Consider the following 1,082-nt stretch of genomic DNA (forward strand, 5'->3'; position numbering starts at 1 on the left):
GCCGCGGGCCGCTCGGCACGCAGCAGGGCCAACTCCTCGCCCAGGACCTGGCCGAGGTGGGTGAGGAAGCGGTGCGGCTCGTCGGCGGCGTCGGGAGCGTTCACCGGAGCGGCGCCTTCCGGGACTTGCGCACCTTCCGAGCCTTCGGGGACTTCCGGGGCTTCCGGGGCTTCCGGCCGTTGCGGGCGTTCGCCGTCTGCCGCGCCTCGCCGGTCTCCCCGGCCCTCCGCGCGGCCGTCCCCGCGCTCCGCCGGGCGGCCCGTGCCGTTCACGGGAGCGGCTGTGCCGTTCGCGGGAGCGGCTGTGCCGTTCGCGGGAGCGGCTGTGGTCTCCGCCGGGCCGGGTTCGTCGATCACCCGGTCGACGATGCCGTGCGCCAGCAGGTCGGCGGAGCGTACGCCCTGCCGGTCGGCGACCTCGTACGCCCGTTCCGTCGTCCGGTGCAGGATCGCGGAGGCGCCTTCCGGGGGCAGCGGGGACAGCCAGGCGTGCCGTGCCGCGAGCACCCGGTCCGCCGGGAGCAGCGCGAGCGCGCCGCCGCCCGCTCCCTGCCCGAGCAACAGGCACAGGGTGGGCGCGGGCAGGGTGACGAGGTCCGCCAGGCAGCGGGCGATCTCCCCGGCGAGCCCGCCCTCCTCGGCCTCCTTCGACAGGGCGGCACCGGCGGTGTCGACGACGGTGAGCAGCGGCAGGTTCAGCTCGGCCGCGATCCGCATGCCGCGCCGGGCCTCTCGCAGCCCGCCCGGACCGAGCGGCGGCGCGGCGTCCGCGCGCCGGTCGTGACCGAGGACGACACAGGGCGAACCACCGATCCGGGCGAGCGCGAGCAGCAGCCCGGGGTCGTGTTCGCCCGCGCCGGTGCCGCTCAGCGGGGTGACCTGCCGCCCGGCGACCCGCAACAGGGCGCGCACACCGGGGCGTTCGGGCCGCCGGGAGCGCCGGATGGAGTCGGCGGCGGCGGACCGCTCCGCGGTGCCGTGGGCCGGGGCGCTGCTGCGGCGAGCGGCGGGCTCGGGCACGGCGGGGTCGGGCACGGCGGGACCGGGCACGGTGGGGCCGGATTGCTCGGCACCGCCCGGCCC

The 1,082-nt window shown here is 78.7% G+C and carries 1 protein-coding gene; it reads right to left on the reverse strand.

Features of this window, described 5'->3' with window-relative positions; genetic code table 11:
* Positions 1-1,034: carboxyl transferase domain-containing protein (locus tag GCU69_RS34515; RefSeq protein ID WP_408055777.1), on the reverse strand; the 1,034-nt coding region annotated here is incomplete at its 3' end.
* Between the last annotated feature and the right edge of the window lie 48 nt (positions 1,035-1,082).

Origin of the sequence: Streptomyces lycii (assembly GCF_009735685.1) — a bacterium.
Lineage (GTDB): Bacteria > Actinomycetota > Actinomycetes > Streptomycetales > Streptomycetaceae > Streptomyces > Streptomyces lycii.